This is a genomic window from Lonepinella sp. MS14435 (assembly GCF_042485795.1).
Classification (GTDB): domain Bacteria; phylum Pseudomonadota; class Gammaproteobacteria; order Enterobacterales; family Pasteurellaceae; genus Lonepinella.
Window position 1 is genome coordinate 1,604,205 of sequence record NZ_CP169368.1, and the last position, 21,027, is coordinate 1,625,231.

Sequence of the window (21,027 nt, forward strand, 5' to 3'; positions counted from 1 at the left end):
TCCGATAAAACGGCATCATTGTAAAATATCTTTACCAAAGAATTATTGAGCTAACGCAAGTTTTATGTAGTTTTTATTGGTTTTATTGCCATTTATTGATCCAAAACAAATTTTAATCCCGATTGTCGCTTGCTTTTTTTCTGTACTGCTTGCTGCCAAATCTGCTCGGTGGCAAATAAAGTAAATTCATCTTTCGCTCTAGTAATGGCGGTATAAACCAATTCTTTACTTAGTACGGGATTATTTTTCGTTGGTAACAGTAAAAATGTATGGTTAAATTCTGATCCTTGCGATTTATGCACCGTCATCACATAAGCCGTTTCATATTGCATGGGAAGACGATGACGAGAAACCAATTTATAGTTACCCAGTTTATCGACACTGTCAAAACAGACCAAATTATGCCCCACATAAATGCCAATATCTCCATTGGCTAAATTTACATTACGATCATTTTGGGTAATCATAATCGGCTTGCCGAGATACCAATCTCGTTGCTGTTGGAATTTTACCAAGCCTGCTTTTTGCAGTGTATTGGCAATCGTTTGATTAAGTGATTCTACCCCAAACTCGCCTTGGCGTAATGCAGTTAAAAACCGAACTGAATTAAACTTAGCAAATAACATTTGGTAATGTTCATTGTGCAAGTCATCTTTATTCTGTTGTAAATAAACTAAATAATCTCGATAATTTTGCACCGCACTTTGCACGATTTGATTGATACAATGTGCATTAAAATCTTTTTCATCCGCAAATTGCTGGGGTAGAAATTCCACCAGATGTAATTTTCCTTGCGAAAAATCTTGCTTAAACAACGTCCAACTTTGTTCAACCACAGAATATTGCACAGAATTTACCGCTGTCGCCAACTGTCCAATGCCTGAATGTTCATCAAAACGGCGACTATCTGGCAAATAACATAAACAATTCGCTATGCTTGATAAGCTCGTTTCACTGGCTATTAATGTTTCCCCTGTTACGGCAGTCAAATATTCAGTAAATTCTTTATCATAACAACCGATATTTTTTTGCCGCTGCGGATCAAAATACAAGCCCATAAACTGCCCCAACTCACCTAAAATAGCACCTGCTTCAACGGAAGAAAGCTGATCCTTATCGCCCAATAAAATCAATTTACAATGTGGTGCCAACGCCTCTCGTACTTTATTCATTAGGCTCAAATCAATCATTGACGCTTCATCAATAATCAACACATCATAAGGCAATGGATTTTGGGCGTGATAAACCGTTTTTTCGCTAAAAGGTCGTACTCCCAATAGGCTATGTAAAGTCTGAGCCGAACTTGGCATGTTATGCTGTATTGCATCTTCCATTAATAAATGTTGCAAAGATTCGCTGTTTAATTCTTTTTCAATGCTTTCACTTAATCTAGCGGAGGCTTTGCCTGTGGGAGCCGCTAAACCGATTTTTAATTTGCCTTGATGTAATTTTTGCAATACTGCCAACAGCCGTGCTACCGTATAGGTTTTACCTGTTCCTGGTCCACCTGAAATTAAACAAAATGATTGCCGTAACGCTACTGCCACCGCCACTTTTTGCCAGTTAGTCGTTGCTGTTGTTTGCTCAAAATAACGAGCCAAACAGGCTTTAACTTGTGGCAACGAAAAATCTTGTGGTTTTTGCACCGCAGTTTTAATGTAATCAGCTAAACGATATTCATCTTGCCAAGTGCGGTAAAAATACAAGGCATTATGTTGTAAGACCAAGGGGGCAATTTTCTCTTGTGGGCTAAGAGTAAAAGCAATATGGTCTTGCAACATATTCGCCCATTGATGCAAAGGTAAATTAGCTATTTTCTGATTAATTTCCGCTACGTAATCTATGCCATCATCGGTTTTGATATAACGCAACCCAAAGTAATTATTGGCTAAATCTCTATCTAAAAATAAACAAGTATTGCCCTGTGATAAACTATATTGACAAAGCCCTGCCACCAAAATCGCCAATGCTTGTTGCTGTTCGCTATAACCTAAACCTTGTTGTTTATCAGCAATCAATTTTGCAAAATAATAATCCGCCTGACTAATCCGTTGCTGTTGGCAAAGCGAAAATAATAATTTAAGCATTAAATAAGTTCTCCAAATTGGCAATCAATTCCGCTTTGGGACGATCAAAAAATACCCCTGACTGCGTTTCACCATTCATACCACGCAAGAAAGTATAAATCACTCCACCAAAATGGCTTTCATAGCTATACGCAGGATCTCGCAAGCGTAAATAACGATCTAATGCCAAGGTATAAAGTAAATACTGCAAATCATAATGTTCATTTTGCATGGCTTTAACCAATTCATCTGGTTGATAATTTTGCGGTGATTTCCCCAGCAAATTGGATTTATAATCCACAATATAGTATTTGCCTTGATAGCGAAACACCAAGTCAATAAAACCTCGCAACATACCCTGAATTTGATCGAATTGCCAAGGTTCCTGCCAGTAATGATGATAAGCTTTTAACAAGCTATTAAACTTATTCACATCAAAAGTGCGGTGTAAATTAAAATAGAATTGCATTTCTTTTAAGCAATCTTTAGCAGGTAATTGAGCTAGGTATAGCCCATTTTCTAATAACGGTGTCTGTAAAATATGATTAATCCATCGTGTAAAAGGTTGTTGCCAACTTTCATCTAAACCTAATTGTTGGCAATATTTTGCTATCAGTTCTGGATTGACTGGCTGATTAAAGGTTATTTTTTCCAACAGCGAATGCAACAAGGTTCCGACTTGAGAACCATGGGGAAAATCCACGGGGGAATGTGCTGTCGGATAATCTTGCCAATCGACTAATGAAGTTTGCTTCAACGCTATATTACTTTGTACCAACTGATCGTTATCTTTAGCCACATCAAAAACTCGACTATTTTCTACCGCACTTTCATCTAACATTTGGATTTGCGGTTGCCACCAAGGTTTTTGTTTATTTTGTTGATGATTTTGCATTAAGCCAGTAAAGCTCGATAATGTCCAATCACGTTCAATGTCTTGCTCAAATTCCGATGCTTTTAGTGGTGCTACGGTGGTGTTTTGTGCTTTATTCCGATCTTCTACAACAATATCCGTATTTAAAATAGGCTCAATGGTTAAACTTTCATGCCCCCATTTTTGTTGCAAAGCCGTTAATAATGCTTGGCTATCATAAACATTCTGCATTTTTTCATTTAAACCGATCTCACCTTGTGTTAACGCATACCCAATAGCCGTCCATTCACCTTGCAAATGTAGCGGTAAGGTGATATTGACCTGATATTTCGCCCGAGTTAATGCCACATAAAGTAATCGCATTTTTTCTGCCATACTTTCCTGCACGGTTAACGTAGAATATTGATACTGAATATCCCAATATTGCTGCTTATCTCGTTCATCATGATAAGTGCTTATGGCATCGGATTTAAGCGTAGAAAACGCAATAAAAGGCAACCACACTAAGCCATATTCCAGCCCTTTGGATTTATGAATGGTAACAATCTTCACCAACTGATTTTCACTTTCTAGCCGTAATTGTTGCTCATCATCACGCTCCTGTTTATTTTGAATCTGTAACTCAAACCAACGCAATAAACTGGCTTCGCTTTCTTGGGTTGGGCTGGCTTGTTGTAATAATTCACTCAAATGTAATAAATTGGTAATACGGCGTTCACCATTTTGCATGGCTTTCATTCGCTCTAACATACAAGGCTGATGTTCATCTACTTGTAAAAAGAGTTGGTATAACATTGCCAACACACCATGACGTAACCAACGGCGTTGATAATTTTCAAATCGACTTACCCATTGTTCAAGCAGACTATCTTGTTGTTTAATTTGATTAATTTCCGCCGCAGTAAAAGCAAATAAACTGGTTGCCAAGGCATTTAAAATTGCTTTGGTATTCAATGGATTTAAACAAGCCCGTAAAATATAAGCTAATTCTTTCGCTTCATCGCTATCAAATACATTGCTTTTATCCGACAAATAAACCGAAGCAATTCCCCGTTTGCGTAAACTTTGTTGAATTAACTCGGCTTCTCGCCAACTTTCCACCAGCACCGCAATATCATTATCTTGTACGATTTCACGTTGCTCATCTTTGGCAAAAACCGCGGTGTTTTTTCCAACACTTTTTAACCATTGATAAATAGAATTTGCACAGGTTTCAGCAAATAGCTGTTGAGTTTCGCCTTTGAGCAATTTATTTTTATCATTTAACTGTTCACCTAAATAAAATACCAATGGTGCTTGCTTTTTCTCCCCAATCAAAAATTCAGCCTGTTTACTGCCAGCCTTAACGGATTGGAAAGGAATATCTGCATATAGAAAAGAGTTGGCAAAATTAAAAATACCATTTACTGCCTGAATTAACGCTCCACTAGAACGATAATTATTTGCTAAGGTAAAAGATTGCTTGGCTTGTTGACTGGCTCGTAAATAGGTAAAAATATCCGCCCCACGAAATTTATAAATCGCCTGTTTCGGATCACCAATCATAATAAAGCCACAGTTTGGTTGTGCTTGATAAATCTTCTCAAAAATTTGATATTGGCGATTATCGGTATCCTGAAACTCATCAATCATCGCAAATGGATATTGCGAACGAATCCGATGAGCCAATTCATTCCCCTGTTTGGCATATAACGCATCACGCAATAAACGTAATAAATCATCAAAACTCTTTTCTGCGTGATCTAATTTATATGCGATCATTTTTTCATTCAATGCCTGCATATAATGATATAGCACGATATTATGATACAAAGCAAAATCAATGGTATTCACTTCATCAACCAAACGAAATAAAGCATGAGAAATTGGATTATCTCGTTGTTTACCTAAATATTTGCTATTAAATAATTGCTGTGAAAAATAATCCGTTAAGGGTTCAGGCAAAGAAAATTGATAGGGATTCTCCGCCCAAGCATTAATTTTAGCAAAACGACTTGCGACATGATCTTGTCGAAAAGACGTTGATTTTATTCGTCCTTCTTCTTTCGCATCATCAATTAATTGACGAATTTCCACCGCACTTTCTTGCCATTGTTGTTTTAATTGCTGAATTTGCTGTAGTCCATTTTGTACATATTGCTGTAAAAATTCACTTAAATCATGCTCCAGTAACTGCGGTGAATTTATTGCGGCTTTTAACGGATCACCACTCACATATTGACGAATATGATTTAAAACCGTGGACGGAGAACCTAACCAACGGTGAATAAAATCCGTACATTCGTAAGGCAATGAATAAAAATACTCACGCCAAAATTCATTGGCAAAGCGTTTTAATAATTCCGTTTCATCTTTGACTAATTCCAATTCAAAATGAATCCCTGAATAAAACGCATATTGGGTTAATACTCGGCGACAAAAGCTATGAATAGTATAAATCGCTGCCAAATCCATATTCTGTTCCGCTAAACGCAAACGTTGAACGGCTAAGTCAATATCATCAATATAATCCACTAATTCCGCTAATGGTTGATTATCTGCAAATGCCTTTTTATCTTGTGTTTCCCGATATTGCTCAAGTTGTTTTTTACAAAGATGAATCCGCTGACGAATACGTTCTTTAAGTTCTTGAGTAGATGCTTCAGTAAAAGTAACCACTAGAATTTCTTCTACCGATAAGGGACGAGAAAAATTATTTTCGCCAGCTTGAAGTAATAAACGAATATACAGGCTCGCCATGGTATAGGTTTTTCCTGTCCCTGCGGAGGCTTCTATTAACGTGGTGTGGGTTAAAGGGGTTGAATTGGCGTTAAGTGCGGTAGCTTTTGGCATCGTTTTTTTCCAAAAATAAAGGCTAACTACTGTTAGCCTAGTTATATCATAAAATCAATCATTGTACTAGCTGGAGGAGTATTGGCATTTTCCAAGCCTGCCCGAATCTTGCTTTCGAAAATATCATAATCCACTAAAAACGCATCATGCCCATAATCCGATGCAAATTCAAAATATTGTAAATTTACCTGTGCTTGCTCCAACAAGGTTTTACTCTTGTGCAAGTCATTAATTTTAAATAGCTGATCATTGGTCACTGCAACGAGAGTATAACGAGCCTTAATACGTGCCAAGGCGGTCTTAATATTGTCAAAACCTACCGCTGGATCATATAAATCCAACGCTCGCAATAAATGTAAATAACTGTTGGCATCAAAACGATCAAGAAATTTTTGACCTTGATAGGTTAAATAACTTTCTACCTGAAACCAATCGCCCCAATATTGCCCCTCTGCTTTGGTCGCTCGCCCAAAGGCTTTGGCTAACTGAATATCCGTACGATAGGTCAACATGCCTAACATTCGGGCAATAGCTAATCCTTTGGCTGGTGGTTCGCCATCATAATAGTCCCCACCATTAAAATTGGGATCATTCAGAATCGCTTGACGCATAACGTGATTAAATCCAATGGCTTCCGCACTAAAGGTTAAAGAAGAACAAAGATTAACCACATTATCCACAAAATCAGGGTAATAAATCGCCCATTGGGTCGCTTGCATACCACCAAAAGAACCGCCTACGACAGCATGTAAATGGGAAATTTGTAAAGCATCTAACAGTGCTTTTTGTACCCGAACCAAGTCTTGTACAATCACATTGGGAAATTGGCTACCATAGGGTTTACTTGTTTTCGGATTAATAGACACAGGGCCTGTTGTGCCTTTACAACCACCCAACACATTTGAGCAAATAAAAAAATATTTATCCGTATCAAAAGCCAACCCCTTACCCATAAAATTCTGCCACCAGCCTGTGCTATTTGGTTCTGTAGAATAAGGTTCGGCATCCCCAGTTAAAGCATGACATAATAAAACGACATTACTCTTATCCGTATTCAACTCGCCATAAGTTTGGTAAGCCACTTCAATATGATCAAGTTTCCCACCTAGCACAAGATCTAGCGGTTCCTGCTCAAATAAGGTAATTTTTTGTACTGCCATTGATTATCCTGTTGTTCGGGGATAAAAATTTTTACGATGAGCTATAAACTACCTAGGATAATGTCGATTGTCAAGAAATTTTAGACGTTTAGACGGCTAAAATTTAGAATTGATTATAGCGAAAAATATCTTCTATCCTAACGAAAAAACGCTATTACTAACAATAACAACTTGAGTACCTTACATTATTTTTTAATATACTTGCAAAGTTTCTATTTGATGAATACAATGCAAGGCATTGACTTATATTATTATCACTATAACGGAGTTTATTATGCAAAAATTCAAATTATATCTTTTGACTCTAATTTCTGTTTTATACCTTAACACTGGCTATGCCTTAGAAGCCAAAGACTTCGATTTAAGTGGGTTTAAACCTGGAATGAGCTATGAACAAGTAAAAGAAAAAACAGATGCTTTTACCAATGATGACGGTAAAAAAACAATGATATTTAAATCTGACAACAAGCTCAAAAATAATGAACCTTATATTCGTAAAATTATTACCTATAAAAATAAAATTGAATTTGCGTTTGAGTTTGTACCATCGACTGAAAATGATGACTTATTACTATATTCCATTGAGTATAAAGTGCCAAACACCACAGAAAATATCACAAATCTCCTTGATGCAACTTATGCTAAATTTGGTGATCCGCAATATGGCGAAAAAGCTGTTAATCAGACTCAAGAATGGTGTGATCAACCACGTTCAACCAAACGTTGTGAAAAAGATCTTAAACTCAAATACATAGCTTCGACTAATTTCATCACATTACAGGATGGATCTTATTTAAGAACTTATAACAATAAGAAAAATAAAGTTAAAATTGAATTGTAAAAGGAAAAGTGCGGTGTAAATTCTTTTAAAATATTTGCACCGCACTTTACTCTTAACAACTATTCTTCACCCAGCAACTTCAATTCCCGTCCCCGAACTTGTGCTTTCAAGATCTGCACAAATTCATCGACATCATAAGTGCCTAGATCTGCCCCTTTGCGTGTCCGCACGGCGATTTTATTTTCAGCGATTTCTTTATCACCACAAACCAGCATATACGGCACACGGCGTAAGGTGTGTTCGCGGATTTTGAAACCGACTTTTTCGTTGCGTAAATCAGATTTTGCACGTAAGCCAGCGTCCGAAAGTCTTTTCGTTACGGCTTGCACATAATCCGCTTGGCTATCGGTGATATTCATCACGACCGCTTGCACAGGGGCTAACCATGCAGGGAAGAAACCTGCGTATTCTTCGGTGATAATGCCGATAAAGCGTTCGATTGAACCTAAGATCGCACGGTGGATCATCACAGGGGTACGGCGGTCGTTGTCTTCTGCCACATAAGAGGCATTTAAGCGACCTGGTAAGGCGAAGTCTAGCTGAATCGTACCGCATTGCCATTCACGACCTAAGCAGTCACGCAAGGCAAATTCAATTTTTGGACCGTAAAATGCACCCTCACCCTGTTGAATTTCATATTCAAGACCATTGTGACGTAACGCATTGGCTAAACCTTCTTCGGCACGATCCCACATTTCATCAGAACCGATACGGCTTTCTGGACGGGTAGAAAGTTTCACTGCAATATTCACAAAGCCAAAGGTGCTGTAAATGTCGTAAACCATTTTAATACAACTGGTGACTTCGCTTTCAATTTGTTCTTCGGTACAGAAAATGTGTGCATCATCTTGGGTAAAGCCACGTACACGCATTAAACCGTGCAAGGAACCTGACGGCTCATTACGATGGCATGAACCGAATTCTGCCATACGAATTGGTAAATCACGATAAGATTTCAAGCCTTGGTTGAAAATCTGCACATGTCCCGGGCAGTTCATCGGTTTAATTGCATATTCACGGTTTTCTGATTGGGTGGTGAACATTAAATCACCGTAGTTTTGCCAGTGACCTGTACGTTCCCAAAGCACTCTGTCCATCATAAACGGACCTTTCACTTCTTGGTAATCGTACTGTTTTAATTTGGTACGCACGAACGTTTCGAGTTCACGGAAAATCGTCCAGCCGTCATTATGCCAAAACACCAAACCTGGTGCTTCTTCTTGCATGTGATATAAATCCAAGGCTTTGCCGATTTTACGGTGGTCACGTTTTGCTGCTTCTTCAAGACGAGTTAAATATTCATTTAATTGTTTTTTATCTGCCCATGCGGTACCGTAAATCCGTTGCAACATTTTATTTTTGCTGTCGCCACGCCAGTATGCCCCCGCCACTTTCATTAATTTAAAATGTTGGCAAAAACGCATATTCGGCACGTGCGGTCCACGGCACATATCAATATATTCTTGGTGATGATATAAGGCTGGCGTTGCGGTGCGTTCAATGTTTTCGTCTAAAATCGCCATTTTATACGGCTCGCCACGTTGCTCAAAAGTATCATGGGCTTGTTGCCAGCTTACCGGCTTTTTCACCACATCATAATTGGTTTTCGCCAATTCAAGCATGCGTTTTTCTAAGGCATCAATATCTTCTTGGGTTAATGAACGATCTAAATCCACATCATAATAAAAGCCGTTTTCAATAGTTGGACCGATCGCCATTTTCACATCAGGGAATAATTGTTTAATCGCATGTCCCAATAAGTGAGCCGTGGAATGGCGGATAATTTCCAAACCGTCTTCGTCTTTGGCGGTAATAATCTCTAATTTGCTGTCTTCTGCAATCATATCGCAAGCGTCTTTACGCTCGCCATTAACACGCCCTGCGATGGTGGCTTTGGCAAGACCTGCCCCAATATTTTGTGCCACTTCTAAAACAGAAACAGGGTGATCGAATTGACGTTGTGAACCGTCTGGTAAAGTAATAATAGGCATTTTGTATCCTTGTTTACAGTGGTCGCCCATACGAAAGGCGACTTGTTGCATTTACGTTAAATTAAGTTGAGTTAAAATAAAAAATTACATTAAAAAGCACCGCACTTTGTGCCATACCTACGTTGTATAGCCAAAAAGTGCGGTGACAAAATTCCGACAGGAATTTTGAACGTTGCTTGCAACGGGGGCAAAGCCCCGAGCAATCCTATTAAGGATTGTGAGTAATTTTAGCATAATTTTTTAAAAATTTGATATTCGTCACAGATTATTCATGAAAATAAGTTTATGATTAAGTTAGTTTCAGAGGTAATTTAGGGAGTAGCTATGTGGAAATCAGTTTCTCAAGTATTAGCGGATCAATTTGGTGCCTACTATTCCATCAAAGAAAAAGATAAAGTGCATACGGGTGAAATGCACGAATCTTGGTTAATTGATGATGGCATACAACCTGTTTTTGTCAAAACTAACGATAAAACCTATCGTTCCATGTTTCGAGCTGAAGCCGATCAAATTGAATTATTAACCAAAACACATACCATTGACCTACCTAAAGTTTACGGTGTGGGTTGTTCGCAAAATCATAGTTTTTTATTGCTTGAAGCCTTGCAATTAGAAACACCTAGCCCTGAAGAATTTGCAGAGTTTGGTATCGCATTAGCGAAATTACACCAAATTAAAGGGCTTGAGGGCTATGGTTTAGATTTTGATACTTGGCTCGGTTCTGTTTATCAACCGAACGAATGGCGAACTAACTGGGCAACTTTTTTTGCAGACCAACGTATCGGCTGGCAATTACAACTCTGTAAAGAACGGGGTATAAATTTCGGTAATATTGAAGAAATTGTTGCCGTGGTGGCAGCTCGACTTGCCAAACATAAACCAACGCCATCTTTATTGCATGGCAATCTATGGATTGAAAACTGCGGTTCATTTAATCATAAAATTTATTGTTACGACCCTGCTTGTTACTGGGGCGACCGTGAATGTGATCTGGCTTTTACCGAATTATTCGAGCCATTCCCTGATGAATTTTATCAAAATTATCACCGCACTTATCCATTGACTGAGGATTATATTGAACGCAAACCGATTTATCAGCTTTACTATTTGCTTAATTTCAGTCATCGCTTTAAAGGGCATTATGTGGAATTAACCAAACGATTTTTGGAATTGATTTTGTAGAAAATCTAATAAAAAAACACCGCATTTTACTGGGAAAATCAAAAAAGTGCGGTGTTTTTTTGCTGTTTTTTTAAATTGCTCTATCAAAATAAAGATCAATTCCACTTAATTTCGCCATGGTATGAATATAATTTTCAATACGGCTTGGGAATTTCAGCCCTTTCACGCAAGTTAAATTACGCAACATCGGGAACAGTATAATATCTTCAATAGATAGTTGCTGACCATTGGCTTTATCTTCCGCCAAAATCAAGGTGTCAAGCATAGGTAAATCTTGTTGTAATCTTGCTAAATATTGCTCCGTTTGAGCCAAATTTTCAGTAAAATCACCGATCGATGCCGATTTCTTATTAACAAAATAGTCTAATGCACTTTGCGTTTTATATTCTGGTAAACCTAACCGCACAAAACGTGGCAAAAGAAGATGATTATAATAGCTACCGATTTGTTTAATCATGCTTTCTAATTCGGGACGAACCTGATCAGACAAGCATTTTTCAGCATAATGTTGATCCACATAACGCACAATATCTAAACTTTCTGGCATGGCAGAACCATCATCTTTTAACAAAATAGGGACGGCTTTTTTACCAATTAATCCCACTGGTGTGGCTTCATCATCATTTTGAATATAAACCAATTCAACTGGAAGCTGTTTAAAACCAAAAATCATTCTGGCACGTACACAATAAGGGCAGTGATCGTAAACATAAAGTTTCATCTTTTTCTCCTTTCATTCATCATCATATTACCATTTAAATATTTCAAACAGGGTTTTCCATTGTTCATCTAACCCAGCGTTCACCTGAACTAACTCATTTGTGACAGGGTGACTGAATTCAAGTTTTTCGGCATGTAACATCAACCGACTTACACCTGTTTTTTCTGCTAATGCTCTATTTTGGTGTAAATCACCATATTGGGTATCGCCTAAAATCGGGTGAAAAATATGTTTCAGATGACGGCGTAACTGATGTTTTCGCCCTGTTTGTGGGATTAAACGTACTAACGAATAACGTGCCGTTTGATATTTTCCTACCGCATAAGGCATTTCAACAGTTTTTAAGCCTTGATAATCCGTGATTGCTGACTGTGGATCTTTGTCTGTTTGAGAAAATTTATCAGCAATTTTATCTAATTGAATTTTAAGTGGATAATCTATACGATCTGAACCTATCAAATAACCACGCACCACCGCTAAATAGCTTTTCTGGACGGTTTTATTTTCAAACTGCTGACAGATTAAATTAGCGATTTCCGCATTTAACGCAAACAATAACACACCCGAAGTTGGGCGATCCAAACGATGAATCGGGAAAACATGCTGACCAATTTGATCTCGCAAGGTCTGCATCACAAACTGTGTTTCATGCCTATCTAACCAACTGCGATGTACCAACATACCCGCAGGTTTATTCACTGCAACGATATATTGATCTTGATATAAGATTTCTAGCATTGAGTTAACAGCTTTTCAATTTCAATGATCGGTCTTAACAATTCACTTAACCGCTCTTGCTCTTTTAAGGCTTCTTCCACATAAGGTGAAATCGCAATTTTGCTTGGTAACGCTGCTCCCGCTTCCAACAACGCCCACATTCTCGGGATAAAAATCCACTGTAACCATTCGTGAGCTTGCATATAGTCAATGGCAAAAGGCTCTTGACTGGCAAAGGCTTGTTCAGACGGTGGCACAGTTTGCCATAGGTCTAGTTCTTGTAGGATTTTTTGTAAATCACGTAAATGGGTTTTGGTTTTGTGATGTAAGAGTTGAGCCATTTATTCATTTTCCTTGATTGACCAAATCTACTAGTCTAGGAATCTGCTCAAGTAATTTTGGAACTTGATGATTTAACGTTTCCCATACTAACAAAGGATCAATTTCATTATAACCATGAACTAACCGATGTCGCATTCCTGCAATATCTTTCCATGGAATAAAATCTGTCAGTAACAAAAAATCAGGTTCCTTTTGTTTTAATGTAGTGCTAATTTCGCCTAAAGTGATCAGATTAAGGGTAACAGCTTGCTGTGTTTTGCGATCTTTTAAAAAATCCGCTTCCGTCATCCCCTCTATAAATAACAAGGCTTCTTCTGCATAGCATTGCAAATCGTTTATATAGCTCAATAATCTATTCATACTGAAATCGCTTCCCGTAATACTGTTTCTTTAAATTTCAAAGGTAAACTGCTTTCTTCCATTAAATCAAAATTCTCACCAAACACTTCTTGTAAATCAGAGCATAACCCCCCAATATCAAACAAACTTGAACCAGGTAAAACTTCTACTAAAAAATCAATATCACTATTTTCTGTATCTTCACCACGAGCAACGGATCCAAATACCCTTAAATTTTGTAATTTAGGATAAGTGGAAAAAATTTGTCTTACTTTTGTTCTGTTTTGATTTAGAATTTCGGAAGGTTTCATTTTAGTTTACCTAGTTGTTATCAACATAACTTATTATAGGGACTGTTGTTCTCGATCTCAATCTCAAATTAAGGTAACATAACCGCCATTTTAATTAAATTTTTAGCAAAAAATGTACCTCATCGACATCTTTTTACAAAACAAACAGCCTGAACGATACCAACAGCAATTTATTCTACTTGCTGAACTGATTGATGAATGGCGTTATAACGGGCAAATTCTGGGACGTGAGATTCCTGTTTTTAAAGCGGAACAAGAAGATCAATTTGGATTTGGAATCAAGGTTATTTGCCCTGAACAACATAGCCTATTGCCTGAACATAATAACAGCGAAGTCAATCGTTGCCTTGAAAATTTGGAAAAGTGCGGTGTTTTTTTGCAAAGTTTTCAGATTGTAGCGGATGATTTAATGTCAGATCAAACCAACCAAAACGATCCAACTTGGCAAGTGCTTTACACCACTTATTTACGCTCTAGCTCACCTGTGGTGAATGGCGATAATCTTGCCCCAATTCCACTGTATAAAATTGCTCAAAACCAACCGCACTTAAGCCTTGATTTAATCAAATGGTTGGAAGATTGGCAAGCCTGCGATCAATTGCAGATGAATGGTTCTGTATTAGAAAAATCTGCCCTACTTGAAATTTCAGATATTAATAGCCATTTAACTAAACATGGTCGGGCATTATGTCAAGAGATAGAACAGGCTACTAATGTGCCAACCTACTATTATCTTTACCGTATCGGGGGCGATAATTTGAGTGCTGAACAACAACGTCGTTGCCCCTGTTGTGGTGGTAAATGGCGGTTAAATACCCCCATTGCAGACGTGTTTTATTTTAAATGTGATCATTGCCGTTTAGTGTCAAATTTATCGTGGAATTTTTTATAAGGAAACAATATGCAAGACTATATTATTGAAATTAATCAACAAAATATTACGGAAACGTTACAACGTTCCCAACAAACGCCATTAGTTTTGGTATTTTATGCTCCAAGCCACGAAACTTCGTTAAATTTCACCGCACTTTTAACCCGTTATGCAGATAAATATCAAGGGCAATTTTTACTAGCAAAAGTCAATTGTGAAACAGAACAACAAATTGTCATGCAATTTGGTATTCAAGCCTTGCCAACCACTTATTTATTTAAAGAAGCTCAAGCGGTGGATGCGTTTCAAACCGCCTTACCCGAAGATCAGCTTGAACAACATTTAGCCTTGATTTTACCCAAAGAAGAAGAAATTAAATTTAATTTGGCATTGGATTTCTTACAGGCTGAAAACTATGAAGCCGCCTTACCCTTATTAAAAGAAGCATGGCAAGCATCAGAACAAAAAAATAGTGATATAGCCCTACTCTATGCGGAAACCTATATTACTATGAAAAAAACCGAACCAGCCCAAGAGATTTTGAATAAAATCCCTTTACAAGATCGTGATAGTCGTTGGCAAGGCTTGCAAGCTCAAATTGATTTATTAATCAAAGCTGCCGATACGCCTGAAATTCAGCAATTACAACAAGATTATGAGCAAAATCCACGTCCTGATGTTGCGTTAAAATTAGCTGTACAACTTCATCAAGCCAATCGAGATGAGCAAGCGTTAGAATTGTTATTTAGTATTTTGCGACAAGATTTAAATGCAGAAAACGGTGAAGTAAAAAGGCTATTTTTGGAAATTATTGCTGCTCTAGGTAGCGACCCTATGGCTAATAAGTATCGCCGATTGATTTATTCGCTATTGTATTAATAAAAATTTGTTATAATGAACAGGCTTTATAAATAAAAGGAGTTATTATGTCAGAAATTAAACACAGTAAATTATTAATTTTAGGTTCAGGTCCTGCTGGTTACACAGCTGCAATTTATGCGGCTCGTGCTAACTTGAAACCCGTTTTAGTGACAGGTTTACAACAGGGCGGTCAGCTCACTACGACTACGGAAATCGAGAACTGGCCTGGTGATTTTGGTGATACAACTGGTCCAGAATTAATGCAACGTATGTTACAACATGCGGAAAAATTTGATACGGAAATCATCTTTGATAATATTGGCAAAGTAGATTTATCTCATCGTCCATTTAAACTTTATGGTGATGTGCAAACTTTCTCTTGCGATGCCTTAATTATTGCCACTGGAGCCTCCGCTCGTTATCTTGGTTTGCCATCCGAAGAAGCGTTCAAAGGACGTGGTGTGTCGGCTTGTGCAACTTGCGATGGTTTCTTTTATCGTAACAAACCTGTTGCCGTCATTGGTGGTGGTAATAGTGCTGTAGAAGAAGCATTATATTTAGCTAATATTGCTAGTGAAGTACATTTAATCCACCGCCGTGATAGTTTCCGTGCAGAAAAAATCTTAATCGACCGTTTATACAGAAAAGTGGAAGAGGGCAAAATTATTCTGCATACCTACCGCACTTTAGATGAAGTGTTGGGCGATAATACGGGCGTAACGGGTGTCCGCTTGAAAGATACGCAATCAGACAACACCGAAGAATTGAAAGTAGATGGCGTTTTTGTGGCTATTGGTCACGCCCCAAATACAGAGATTTTTAAAGATCAATTAACCTTGAATAACGGCTATATTGTGGTGAAATCAGGCTTAGATGGCAATGCTACGGCAACTAGCGTAGAAGGTGTTTTTGCTGCAGGTGATGTGATGGATCATAATTATCGTCAAGCAATCACTTCTGCTGGAACGGGTTGTATGGCAGCACTAGATGCGGAACGTTTTTTGGACGCATTAGAATAGTATTTTAAGTGGATTTATCCAACCTTTAAACTTTGAGTAATTTCGGGCGAACATCTGTTCGCCCCTAAAATTTTATACAAAATGGAAAAACAACGTCAAAAATATCTGTTTAAATGGTTGCGACAACAACAGAAACCGATAAAAAAATTATTAAGCCTAAATGTGGGACTAGCGACTTTATCATCTTTGATTTTAGTGGGACAAACTTGGTTGCTGGCGAGTCTTTTGCATTATTTTATTATCCAACAAACTCCACGTTCGGAACTATTACCCTATTTTATTGGCTTGATTGTTGGTTTTGCATTGCGAGCATTGATTTTATATCTGCGTGAAAGAATTGGCTTTAACTGTGGTCGGCAATTACGCAATATTATTCGTCAACAAATTTTGGATAAAATCCATTCTGTCGGACCTGCTACCATTCAAGGTAAACCTGCTGGTAGCTGGGCAAGTTTAATGTTGGAACAAGTGGAAAATCTACATAATTTTTATGCTCGTTATCTACCTCAACAAATGTTGTCGGCGATTGTTCCCGTTATTATTTTAATTGCTGTTTTTCCGCTTAATTGGGTGGCAGGTTTAATTCTCTTATTCACAGCCCCCCTAATTCCTATTTTTATGATTTTAGTCGGTTTAGCAGCATCGGATAAAAATCAGCAAAACATGGCAATGCTAGCCAAATTAAGTGGGCAATTTCTCGACCGCTTACGTGGGCTAGAAACTCTACGTCTATTTAACCGTGCCGAAGAACAAACTGAGTATATTGAGAAATCCACCGAAGATTATCGCATTAGCACCATGGACGTATTAAAAATGGCATTTTTATCGTCTGCAGTATTAGAATTTTTTACCTCTATTTCCATTGCCATTGTCGCAGTTTATTTTGGTTTTAGTTATCTCGGACAAATTGACTTTGGTAGTTTTAGTGATAACACTGGCATTACCCTATTTGCAGGCTTTTTCTGTTTAATTCTCGCACCTGAATTTTACCAACCCCTACGTGATCTTGGCACTTATTATCACGACCGAGCAGCCGCTATTGGGGCAGCCGATGCTATTGCAGAATTTATTGAAACTGACTATCAAACGGTACAAGCTGACCACAACCAGCAAATTCCCAATCAAAGTGCGGTGGAAATTATGGCAGAAAATTTGGTAATCTTGTCACCACAAGGCAAGGCTCTCACCCAACCGCTTAATTTTCATTTAGCTAAACAATCTCATACAGCGTTGGTGGGGCAAAGCGGGGCAGGAAAAACATCTTTAATTAACGTATTACTCGGTTTTCTGCCTTATCAAGGCAGTTTGAAAATTAACGGAATAGAACTCAATCAAGCCGTTCTCACCCAATGGCGAAAACAAATTGCATGGGTAGGGCAAAATCCGTTGTTGTTGCAAGGCACGATTAAACAAAATCTGTTACTCGGTGATATTCAAGCCTCGGACGAACAAATTGATATAGCTTTAAGCCAAGCCAACGCCAAAGAATTTACCGATCACCTTGGCTTAAATGCAGAAATCAAAGATGGCGGTGTAGGCATATCGGTAGGGCAAGCTCAACGCTTGGCGATTGCTCGAGCCTTATTGCGTCAAGGTAATTTGTTGTTATTAGATGAACCAACAGCCAGCTTAGATGCTAAATCGGAAACGCAAGTATTGACCGCATTAACCCAAATTAATCAAGCCCAAACCACCTTGATGATCACCCACCGTATTGAAGATTTAAAGCAATGTGATCAGATTTTGGTGATGCAACAGGGGCAACTGGTGCAACAAGGACACTTCGAACAGTTGCAACAGCAAGGTTATTTTGCTGAACTTTTAGCCCAACGTCATCAAGACGTACAATAAGAGAGAAAATATGCGTTCACTACTTCCTTTTTTACCCTTATTTAAACAGGCAAAATTTCCACTGTTTTTAGGTGTGGTGTTGATGATTGGCGGGCTTGCTTGCAGTATTGGCTTGCTCACTCTATCAGGTTGGTTTTTATCGGCTACTGCCATTGCTGGGGCGGGAGCATTATTTAACTATTTTTATCCCTCATCAAGCGTACGGGGTTTAGCGATTGGTCGCACCGCAATGCGTTATGCTGAAAAAATTGTGACTCACGATGCCACTTTCCGTATTTTGGCTAAATTACGTGTTCAGGTATTCAGCAAAATTATTCCACTTTCCCCTGCGGTGTTAAATCGTTATCGTAACAGTGATTTACTTAACCGCTTAGTAGCTGATGTGGATACGCTCGATAGCCTATATTTACGCCTGATTGCTCCATTTATCAGTGCGATAGTGGTGATTGGAATGATGACTCTGGTGTTAAGCCTATTTAATCTTTCCCTTGCCCTATTAATTGGTGCAATCCTATTGATTCTATTACTGATTATTCCAAGTGTATTTTATTTTTTAGGCTTAACTTTCGGTAATAAACTCACCCAATCTCGTTCCCTTTATCGTATGCACTTTGTAGAATTTATTCAGGCTCAAGCGGAATTATTACTGTTTAATGCACAAGATAATTTGCAACAAAAATTAGATCAAACGGAACAACAATGGCAAAGTTATCAACAACGTGAAAGCAATTTAGCAGGACTTTCTACTGCTGTTTTAATGTTTGCTAATGGCTTATTAGTGGTGTTGACTTTATGGATTTCCTCCAATATTGAATTTGCTATTGAAGAATATCGTCTTGCATTTATTGGCTTGTTTATGCTATCCGCATTAGCCTCTTTTGAGATTTTAATGCCGTTAGGTGCAGCGTTCTTGCATATTGGACAAGTGATTTCATCTGCTCAACGTGTCAGCGAAATTATTGACCAACCACCGCTGGTACAATTTGAGGGAACAGAAACTGCGGTGAATTTTTCCAATGTTTTATTTGATCTTAAAAATATCAGCTTTCGTTATCCTGAACGGCAAGATATTGCCTTAAAACAGGTGAATTTACAGATTAAACCAAAACAAAAAGTTGCCATTTTGGGCAAAACTGGCAGTGGTAAATCCACTCTATTACAACTGTTAGTACGAAATTATGATCCTCTACTAGGTGAAATTCATTTTGCCAATAAACGGATTTCTGCTTACAGTGAAAATATTCTCCGCCAGCAAATTTGCTTTTTAACTCAACGGGTGCATATTTTTAGCGACAGTTTACGCAATAATCTGCAATTTGCCACAGCAGCACCGCTTTCCGATGAAAAAATGACAGACGTGCTAATACAAGTTGGTTTGCAAAACTTAGTGGAACAAGGTTTAGAACAATGGTTAGGTGATGGCGGTCGCCCTCTTTCAGGCGGTGAACAACGCCGCTTAGGCTTGGCGAGAATTTTATTGAGTGATGCACCCATTTTATTATTAGATGAACCTACCGAGGGCTTAGATCGTGAAACTGAACGTCAAGTGTTAAACCTGATTTTGCAACATTGCCAAGATAAAACCTTGCTGATGGTAACTCATCGTTTAACCGCTATTGAGCAGTTTGATAATATTGTAGTCATTGATAGTGCGGAACTGGTAGAACAAGGTAGTTATGCGGAATTAAGCCAGAAACAAGGTTATTTCCACTCATTAATTCAACGAATTTAAAGAAAAAATCTGATACAAAAAAATACCGCACTTTTATTCTTGTCAAAGTGCGGTATTTTTATACAGTTTTTTTATTTTATTAGAAAATTGCCACAGACAAACCTACAACAATAGCTAATGAAAGCACTACCATAATCATAGCATAACCAAAATCACTCATACTTTTCTCCTGATGTTTTTAATTAATAAAATCATATATTTTTCATTTTATCAGTTTAATTTATTTTTTCATACATTTTTTATAATTTTACCTTATAATAATGTAAATTTTCAGGGAGGTAAAAATGGCAACCATTAAAGACGTAGCAAAAATAGCAGGCGTATCAACTACTACCGTTTCTCATGTCATCAATAAAACCAGACATGTTGCAGAAGATACTAAACAAGCTGTATTAAATGCGATTCGAACACTTAGTTATTCACCAAGTGACGTAGCTCGTAGTCTTAAAATTAATACTACAAAATCTATTGGTATGATTGTTACCACCAGCGAATCCCCTTACTTTGCAGAAATCATTCACGCCGTTGAAAACCATTGTTATCGTCAAGGCTATTCATTATTTTTATGTAATACCCAAAATGATACAAAAAAAATTAAAAATCACTTGGAAATGTTAGCCAAAAAACGCGTTGATGGTGTATTAATTATGTGTGCCGAATATCATCAAGAAAGTATTGACTTATTTAATAATTTTCAAGATCTACCGCTGGTTGTTATGGAATGGGGAATTCAACATAGCAATAATGATATGATTTTGGATAACAGTTTTAATGGAGGTTATTTGGCAACCCAACATTTAATTGAGAATGGTCATCAAAAAATCGGGATTATTTCTGGAGAACTGAATAAAACCACCGCTCAAACTCGTTTTCAAGGCTTTGAAAAAGCCATGTCGGATGCTGGCTTAACCCTTAATCCAAACTGGATTCAAGAGGGTTCTTTTGAACCCGAAGATGGTTATGAATGTATGAATAAAATTCTTGAACAGCAAGAATTACCTACGGCTGTATTTTGTTGTAATGATGTAATGGCATTAGGTGCAATTTCCGCTATTACAGAAAAAGGTTTACGCGTGCCTGATGATATTTCGATTATTGGCTACGATAATATTCATTCATCACGATTTTACGCTCCCCCACTTACCACTATTCATCAATCTAAAGCAAGGCTAGGTGAGCGTGCATTACAATTACTGCTGGAACGTATTCATCATAAAAATACGGAAAGAGAAACCATTGAAATCTATCCCGAATTGGTGGTACGCAAGTCCGTGAAAAACATCAAATAATATTAACCAAACTGCGGTGTTTTTTACT

17 protein-coding genes are annotated in these 21,027 nt (G+C 37.8%); 8 read left to right on the top strand and 9 right to left on the bottom strand.

Annotated elements, in window-relative coordinates; all coding sequences use genetic code 11:
* Window positions 1-92: 92 nt before the first annotated feature.
* The 3 genes from recD to O1Q80_RS07635 are packed head-to-tail and all read right to left on the bottom strand — an operon-like array spanning window position 93 to window position 6,932.
* Window positions 93-2,087 carry an exodeoxyribonuclease V subunit alpha gene (recD, locus tag O1Q80_RS07625; RefSeq protein ID WP_386694141.1) on the bottom strand — a complete coding sequence of 665 codons (1,995 nt, stop codon included), beginning with the start codon at window positions 2,085-2,087 and terminating at the stop codon, window positions 93-95.
* A complete protein-coding gene (gene recB / locus O1Q80_RS07630) occupies window positions 2,080-5,772 on the bottom strand; it encodes an exodeoxyribonuclease V subunit beta (RefSeq protein ID WP_386694144.1) in 3,693 nt (1,230 codons plus the stop codon). Before recB ends, recD begins: the two co-directional genes overlap by 8 nt.
* A gap of 41 nt (window positions 5,773-5,813) precedes the next feature.
* The gene (locus tag O1Q80_RS07635; RefSeq protein WP_386694147.1) at window positions 5,814-6,932 is read right to left on the bottom strand and encodes a homoserine O-acetyltransferase; all 1,119 of its coding nucleotides are present in this window, start codon (window positions 6,930-6,932) and stop codon (window positions 5,814-5,816) included.
* A gap of 274 nt (window positions 6,933-7,206) precedes the next feature.
* On the opposite strand from O1Q80_RS07635, the gene O1Q80_RS07640 reads away from it, so the two are divergent.
* Complete coding sequence (locus O1Q80_RS07640) at window positions 7,207-7,773, top strand: hypothetical protein (protein ID WP_386694150.1); 567 nt, start codon at window positions 7,207-7,209, stop codon at window positions 7,771-7,773.
* A gap of 59 nt (window positions 7,774-7,832) precedes the next feature.
* Here the strand turns inward: O1Q80_RS07640 and thrS are convergent, their stop codons facing one another.
* On the bottom strand, window positions 7,833-9,764 hold the full coding sequence (gene thrS / locus O1Q80_RS07645) for a threonine--tRNA ligase (RefSeq protein ID WP_386694153.1): 1,932 nt from the start codon (window positions 9,762-9,764) through the stop codon (window positions 7,833-7,835).
* 324 nt (window positions 9,765-10,088) lie between these two features.
* On the opposite strand from thrS, the gene O1Q80_RS07650 reads away from it, so the two are divergent.
* The gene (locus O1Q80_RS07650; RefSeq protein ID WP_386686552.1) at window positions 10,089-10,946 is read left to right on the top strand and encodes a fructosamine kinase family protein; all 858 of its coding nucleotides are present in this window, start codon (window positions 10,089-10,091) and stop codon (window positions 10,944-10,946) included.
* 70 nt (window positions 10,947-11,016) lie between these two features.
* On the opposite strand, the gene grxB is transcribed toward O1Q80_RS07650, so the two are convergent.
* From grxB to O1Q80_RS07675, 5 genes are read right to left on the bottom strand one after another with little or no spacing between them, the layout of a single operon-like run.
* Complete coding sequence (gene grxB / locus O1Q80_RS07655; protein ID WP_386694156.1) at window positions 11,017-11,667, bottom strand: glutaredoxin 2; 651 nt, start codon at window positions 11,665-11,667, stop codon at window positions 11,017-11,019.
* A gap of 27 nt (window positions 11,668-11,694) precedes the next feature.
* A complete protein-coding gene (gene truC / locus O1Q80_RS07660; RefSeq protein ID WP_386694159.1) occupies window positions 11,695-12,405 on the bottom strand; it encodes a tRNA pseudouridine(65) synthase TruC in 711 nt (236 codons plus the stop codon).
* Window positions 12,399-12,725 carry a YqcC family protein gene (locus O1Q80_RS07665; protein ID WP_386686561.1) on the bottom strand — a complete coding sequence of 109 codons (327 nt, stop codon included), beginning with the start codon at window positions 12,723-12,725 and terminating at the stop codon, window positions 12,399-12,401. The genes truC and O1Q80_RS07665 overlap by 7 nt, the downstream gene beginning before the upstream one ends.
* Before the next feature lie 4 nt (window positions 12,726-12,729).
* Complete coding sequence (locus tag O1Q80_RS07670) at window positions 12,730-13,086, bottom strand: DUF86 domain-containing protein (protein WP_132300462.1); 357 nt, start codon at window positions 13,084-13,086, stop codon at window positions 12,730-12,732.
* A complete protein-coding gene (locus tag O1Q80_RS07675) occupies window positions 13,083-13,376 on the bottom strand; it encodes a nucleotidyltransferase family protein (RefSeq protein ID WP_386686566.1) in 294 nt (97 codons plus the stop codon). The genes O1Q80_RS07670 and O1Q80_RS07675 overlap by 4 nt, the downstream gene beginning before the upstream one ends.
* A gap of 112 nt (window positions 13,377-13,488) precedes the next feature.
* Between O1Q80_RS07675 and O1Q80_RS07680 the strand changes: the two genes are divergently transcribed.
* The 6 genes from O1Q80_RS07680 to purR all read left to right on the top strand — a co-directional run bounded on the left by O1Q80_RS07680 (window position 13,489) and on the right by purR (window position 20,999).
* Entirely contained in the window at window positions 13,489-14,268 is a 780-nt protein-coding gene (locus O1Q80_RS07680) for a Zn-ribbon-containing protein (RefSeq protein ID WP_386694161.1), read from the top strand.
* Window positions 14,269-14,277: 9 nt separating this feature from the next.
* Window positions 14,278-15,126: a co-chaperone YbbN gene (locus tag O1Q80_RS07685; protein ID WP_386694164.1), complete on the top strand. Its 849-nt coding sequence runs from the start codon at window positions 14,278-14,280 to the stop codon at window positions 15,124-15,126.
* Window positions 15,127-15,173: 47 nt separating this feature from the next.
* Entirely contained in the window at window positions 15,174-16,127 is a 954-nt protein-coding gene (trxB, locus tag O1Q80_RS07690; RefSeq protein ID WP_386694168.1) for a thioredoxin-disulfide reductase, read from the top strand.
* 81 nt (window positions 16,128-16,208) lie between these two features.
* A complete protein-coding gene (gene cydD, locus O1Q80_RS07695) occupies window positions 16,209-17,978 on the top strand; it encodes a cysteine/glutathione ABC transporter permease/ATP-binding protein CydD (protein WP_386694171.1) in 1,770 nt (589 codons plus the stop codon).
* 10 nt (window positions 17,979-17,988) lie between these two features.
* Window positions 17,989-19,710 (top strand): cysteine/glutathione ABC transporter ATP-binding protein/permease CydC, encoded by a 1,722-nt coding sequence (gene cydC / locus O1Q80_RS07700; RefSeq protein WP_386694173.1) that lies wholly within the window; start codon window positions 17,989-17,991, stop codon window positions 19,708-19,710.
* 284 nt (window positions 19,711-19,994) lie between these two features.
* On the top strand, window positions 19,995-20,999 hold the full coding sequence (gene purR / locus O1Q80_RS07705) for an HTH-type transcriptional repressor PurR (RefSeq protein ID WP_386686582.1): 1,005 nt from the start codon (window positions 19,995-19,997) through the stop codon (window positions 20,997-20,999).
* Window positions 21,000-21,027 lie beyond the last annotated feature (28 nt).